Raw genomic sequence first — 5984 nt, forward strand, 5'->3', positions numbered from 1 at the left:
TGTGATCGTTTAGAGATTATGAGGTATTTATTAGGTTTGGCGGTGACCTACTCTCCCACGTCTTAAGACGCAGTACCATCGGCGCGACAGTGCTTAACTTCCGGGTTCGGGATGGGACCGGGTGTTTCACTTGTGCTATGGCCACCAAACCGAATAAATACCTCGATTTCCTGCGATTTTTTTGATCGCAGGGAAAATATCAACGTTGTCTATTTGTCATGTATTTAGTGTGATGTATGCTTTTGTTTGTCCGTAAAAGTCTTGCTTTTACTGGATCAAATCAAGCCTATCGAGCCATTAGTACCAGTCAACTGAATGCATTACTGCACTTACATCTCTGGCCTATCGACGAGGTGGTCTACCTCGGCTCTCAGGGATACCTTGTTTTGAGGGGGGCTTCCCGCTTAGATGCCTTCAGCGGTTATCCTGTCCGTTCATAGCTACCCAGCACTACCGTTGGCACGATAACTGGTCCACCAGTGGAACGTTCACCCCGGTCCTCTCGTACTAGGGGCAACTCCTCTCAAGTATCCTACACCCACGGCAGATAGGGACCGAACTGTCTCACGACGTTCTAAACCCAGCTCACGTACCTCTTTAAACGGCGAACAGCCGTACCCTTGGGACCTGCTCCAGCCCCAGGATGAGATGAGCCGACATCGAGGTGCCAAACACTGCCGTCGATATGGACTCTTGGGCAGTATCAGCCTGTTATCCCCGGCGTACCTTTTATCCGTTGAGCGATGGCCCTTCCACTCGGGACCACCGGATCACTATGGCCGTCTTTCGACTCTGCTCGACTTGTCAGTCTTGCAGTCAGGCTGGCTTCTGCCATTGCACTCAACGAGCGATTTCCGACCGCTCTGAGCCAACCTTCGCGCGCCTCCGTTACGCTTTAGGAGGCGACCGCCCCAGTCAAACTACCCGCCACACAGGGTCCCGGATCCGGATAACGGACCGCGGTTAGACATCAAGCAGAGCAAGGGTGGTATCTCAAGGGAGGCTCCGCAGAAACTGGCGTTTCTGTTTCAAAGCCCACCACCTATCCTGCACATGCTCGGCCTAATGCCAATGTGAAGCTGTAGTAAAGGTGCACGGGGTCTTTCCGTCTAACCGCGGGTAACCTGCATCTTGACAGGTAATTCAATTTCGCTGAGTCGATGTTGGAGACAGCGGGGAAGTCGTTACGCCATTCGTGCAGGTCGGAACTTACCCGACAAGGAATTTCGCTACCTTAGGACCGTTATAGTTACGGCCGCCGTTTACCTGGGCTTCAATTCAGAGCTCTCACCCCTCCTTTTAACCTTCAGGCACCGGGCAGGCGTCAGACCCTATACGTCGTCTTACGACTTCGCAGAGCCCTGTGTTTTTAATAAACAGTCGCCACCCCCTGGTTTGTGCCCCCAGCCCCTAGTTGCCTAGGAACCGGGCCTCCTTCTCGCGAACTTACGGAGGTATTTTGCCGAGTTCCTTCAACATCGTTCTCTCAAGCGCCTTGGTATTCTCTACCAGTCCACCTGTGTCGGTTTAGGGTACGATCTCATGGAAGGGCTATTTCCAGGAACCTCTAAGCAGCCCATTCAATCCAATAAGGATGAACTACCTTCGAGATCCGTCACCACTTCCTGGCCCAGGAATATTAACCTGGTTCCCATCGACTACGCCTTTCGGCCTCGCCTTAGGGGTCGGCTTACCCTGCTCAGATTAGCTTTAAGCAGGAACCCTTGGACTTTCGGCGAGAGTGTCTCTCACACTCTTTGTCGCTACTCATGTCATCATTCTCACTAGTGATCTCTCCACCGGATGCCTTACAGCCCGGCTTCATCGAAAGCCTCTCTCCTCCAATACTCCCGAAGGAGTTAAGGAGGAATGAGACTATGTCACACTACGCTCTGCTACCATGCACTATGTGCATCCTCGGCTTCGGCTCATGGCTTGAGCCCCGTTACATCTTCGCCGCAGGACAACTTAATTAGACCAGTGAGCTGTTACGCTATCTTTAAAGGATGGCTGCTTCTAAGCCAACCTCCTGGTTGTTTTGGTCGTCCCACCTGCTTTCCCACTTAGCCATGAATTAGGGGCCTTAGCCGGAGGTCAGGGTTGTTTCCCTCTCCACTACGGACGTTAGCATCCGCAGTGTGTCTGCCATCTAGTACTCCTCGGTATTCGGAGTTTGGTTAGGATCAGTAAGCCTGTGGGGCCCCATTACCCATCCAGTGCTCTACCCCCGAGGGTATTCGGATGACGCTCTACCTAAATAGATTTCGCAGAGAACCAGCTATCTCCGAGTTTGATTGGCCTTTCACCCCTAGGCACAATTCATCCCGACCTTTTTCAACAGGTGTGGGTTCGGACCTCCAGTAAGTGTTACCTTACCTTCATCCTGATCATGCCTAGATCACTCGGTTTCGGGTCTGATCCACCTAACTCATTCGCCCTATTAAGACTCGCTTTCGCTGCGCCTACACCTAACGGCTTAAGCTTGCTAGATAGACCAAGTCGATGACCCATTATACAAAAGGTACGCTGTCAGGCCGCAAGGGCCCTCCAACTGATTGTAGGCGTTCGGTTTCAGGTACTGTTTCACTCCCCTCGTCGGGGTGCTTTTCACCTTTCCCTCACGGTACTGGTTCACTATCGGTCAGTAAGGAGTACTTAGCCTTCGAAGGTGGTCCTCCGATCTTCAGACAGAATTTCACGTGTTCCGCCCTACTTAATACGTCCATCAAAGCTTCCCATACGGGGCTATCACCCGCTATGGCCATGCTTCCCAACATGTTCTGGTCACTTATCTGGCTCGGCTGATCCGCGTTCGCTCGCCACTACTAGCGGAGTATCAATTGATTTCCTTTCCTCCGGGTACTTAGATGTTTCAGTTCCCCGGGTTTGCTCTTTTAAACCTATGTATTCAGTCTAAAAGTACCTGGTTTACCCTACTATTGAGCAACCTTGCGGTTAACAATAATAGAATATCAGGTGGGTTGCCCCATTCAGAAATTCATGGATCAAAGCTTATTCTCAGCTCCCCATGACTTATCGCAGAGTATCACGTCTTTCATCGCCTCTTACTGCCAAGGCATTCACCAAACGCCCTTTTCGCGCTTGATTTGATCCAGAAAAAGAAAGACTTGCGTCAATCGACTACAGAAGCTGGTAAGAAACTGTAGCTTATCTTTCTGAACCAAAAACATACATTTTCCCGCTCCTGCCACATGGACAGGAACAATGAGCAACCCGTGTGGTCATTCAGCCGTGCAGCTGAACAACGCGGTTGCTCGGGTTAGTATACTTGACTTGGACAACTCTGTTTTTTTCAGCTGGCAAACACATGAGAGGTCGAGGAAACAACCTATGTCATATGCTTGTCTAAACCCGAAGGCTCAGACACCAAACTGAGATCGCTTGCCACACTCGGCAGGATCAACAGTGTTGATATTTTCTCTCTATACGATGTCAATTCGTCTGAAGAACAGACGTTCAAACATTCTCAGGAATGCTTGAAGATGTGTTCTTCATGGTGTGTTGGTGGAGCCTAGGAGGATCGAACTCCTGACCTCCTGAATGCAAATCAGGCGCTCTCCCATCTGAGCTAAGGCCCCATCATGAGGTGCGCAATTGTGGGATCGTTGTCGTGATCTTTTGCACGCAAAAGACACTGTCACTTTCCATCAAGGGGCACCGTCGTTCCTGGCACTTTGCAGGCAAAGTGCAGGTTGGTGGGTCGAGGAGGACTTGAACCTCCGACCTCACGCTTATCAGGCGTGCGCTCTAACCACCTGAGCTACCGACCCAGATTTATGTTTTTGAACCTCAAAAACTAAATCGGTGTGCGACAGGATATTGCAAAGCAATACCCGAGAGCAGCACTCAGTGGTTATGTCACCGAACAGCTGCCGATAACGGCCGCTGCCGCGGTTGTCTGAAGAGATATGAGGACGGCCTGATCCGATGTTTGGTCAGTTTTGTATACTGACCGTTGCTAAGTGTTCCACGAGTATGAACAAGTTCATGCTGACTAGGAACATCCTTAGAAAGGAGGTGATCCAGCCGCAGGTTCCCCTACGGCTACCTTGTTACGACTTCACCCCAGTCGCTGAGCTCACCGTGGTCCGCTGCCCCCTCGAAAGGTTGGCGCACGGCCTTCGGGTAAACCCAACTCCCATGGTGTGACGGGCGGTGTGTACAAGGCCCGGGAACGTATTCACCGCGTCATGCTGTTACGCGATTACTAGCGATTCCGACTTCATGGGGTCGAGTTGCAGACCCCAATCCGAACTGAGACAGTTTTTTGGGATTAACCCATTGTCACTGCCATTGTAGCACGTGTGTAGCCCAACCCGTAAGGGCCATGAGGACTTGACGTCATCCACACCTTCCTCCCGCTTATCACGGGCAGTTTCTTTAGAGTGCCCAGCCGAACTGCTGGCAACTAAAGATGTGGGTTGCGCTCGTTGCCGGACTTAACCGAACATCTCACGACACGAGCTGACGACAGCCATGCAGCACCTGTCACTAGGTCCCGAAGGAAGGCTCCATCTCTGGAGTTGTCCTAGGATGTCAAGGGTTGGTAAGGTTCTGCGCGTTGCTTCGAATTAAACCACATGCTCCACCGCTTGTGCGGGCCCCCGTCAATTCCTTTGAGTTTTAATCTTGCGACCGTACTCCCCAGGCGGAATGCTTAATCCGTTAGGTGTGTCACCGAATAGCATGCTACCCGACGACTGGCATTCATCGTTTACGGTGTGGACTACCAGGGTATCTAATCCTGTTTGCTCCCCACACTTTCGCACCTCAGCGTCAGTATCGAGCCAGTGAGCCGCCTTCGCCACTGGTGTTCCTCCGAATATCTACGAATTTCACCTCTACACTCGGAATTCCACTCACCTCTCTCGAACTCAAGACCAGGAGTTTAAGAGGCAGTTCCAGGGTTGAGCCCTGGGATTTCACCCCTTACTTTCTGATCCGCCTACGTGCGCTTTACGCCCAGTAATTCCGAACAACGCTAACCCCCTCCGTATTACCGCGGCTGCTGGCACGGAGTTAGCCGGGGTTTCTTTACCAGATACTGTCATTATCATCTCTGGCGAAAGAGCTTTACGACCCTAAGGCCTTCATCACTCACGCGGCATGGCTGGATCAGGCTTGCGCCCATTGTCCAAGATTCCCCACTGCTGCCTCCCGTAGGAGTCTGGGCCGTGTCTCAGTCCCAGTGTTGCTGATCATCCTCTAAAACCAGCTAAAGATCGTAGACTTGGTAGGCCATTACCCCACCAACTATCTAATCTTACGCGGGCTAATCCTTCTCCGATAAATCTTTCCCCCGAAGGGCGTATAAGGTATTACTCACCGTTTCCAGTGGCTATTCCTTAGAGAAGGGCATATTCCCACGCGTTACTAACCCGTCCGCCGCTCACTCCGAAGAGTGCGCTCGACTTGCATGTGTTAGGCCTGCCGCCAGCGTTCGTTCTGAGCCAGGATCAAACTCTCAAGTTGAAATGGTCTTGCGACCATGTCCTTGACGTTCGAACCTCTGCACATCCACACAATGGCCTTACTGAAACCATCATGCGTCTTTTCTGTTTGTTGTGCTTCAGGTTATCCAAAGATAACAAGAAACCGTCCAAACAGTGAAGCTGACACCGGTCATCGGGTCGAAACCCTACCGGCGTTGATATGAAGAGGTTGATCCATCGAAATAGACCAAACCGCCCACATATCTCTTCAGATATTCAATTTTCAAACAACGTCGGAACATAAGCCCCAGAGACAAAAACCAACAGATGCGCCAATTATCTCAGCGCGCCCGCTTGCCAATATCCCAAATTCTCCAGCGTCTCTCCGCTGTGTTTCCTGTTCATTCCAGCGTTCCCGCCGTCCCGTCCAGTGTGTCTCAGTAGCGCCTCAGCGCCGCCGGTGAAGGGGGTTCTAGTCCTAACACCAAATACCCGCAACCCCTAAATACACAAAAACCAACAAAATCACCA

At 51.5% G+C, this 5984-nt stretch carries 2 tRNA genes and 3 rRNA genes; all 5 read right to left on the minus strand.

The annotated features are described in order from the left end of the window. Positions 1 to 34 precede the first annotated feature (34 nt). The 5 genes from rrf to ABWV33_RS22380 all read right to left on the minus strand — a co-directional run bounded on the left by rrf (position 35) and on the right by ABWV33_RS22380 (position 5493). Positions 35 to 149: ribosomal RNA gene (gene rrf / locus ABWV33_RS22360) — 5S ribosomal RNA — on the minus strand. Between the two features lie 127 nt (positions 150 to 276). After that, positions 277 to 3108, minus strand: a 23S ribosomal RNA gene (locus ABWV33_RS22365). A gap of 415 nt (positions 3109 to 3523) precedes the next feature. Then, positions 3524 to 3599: transfer RNA gene (locus ABWV33_RS22370), tRNA-Ala, on the minus strand. A gap of 115 nt (positions 3600 to 3714) precedes the next feature. Further along, positions 3715 to 3791, minus strand: a tRNA-Ile gene (locus ABWV33_RS22375). 240 nt (positions 3792 to 4031) lie between these two features. Continuing rightward, a 16S ribosomal RNA gene (locus ABWV33_RS22380) occupies positions 4032 to 5493 on the minus strand. The 16S, 23S and 5S rRNA genes sit together here with 2 tRNA genes alongside, the layout of an rRNA operon. Between the last annotated feature and the right edge of the window lie 491 nt (positions 5494 to 5984).

Source organism: Phaeobacter sp. NW0010-22, assembly GCF_040365955.1.
In the GTDB taxonomy this organism is placed as follows: domain Bacteria; phylum Pseudomonadota; class Alphaproteobacteria; order Rhodobacterales; family Rhodobacteraceae; genus OMPR01.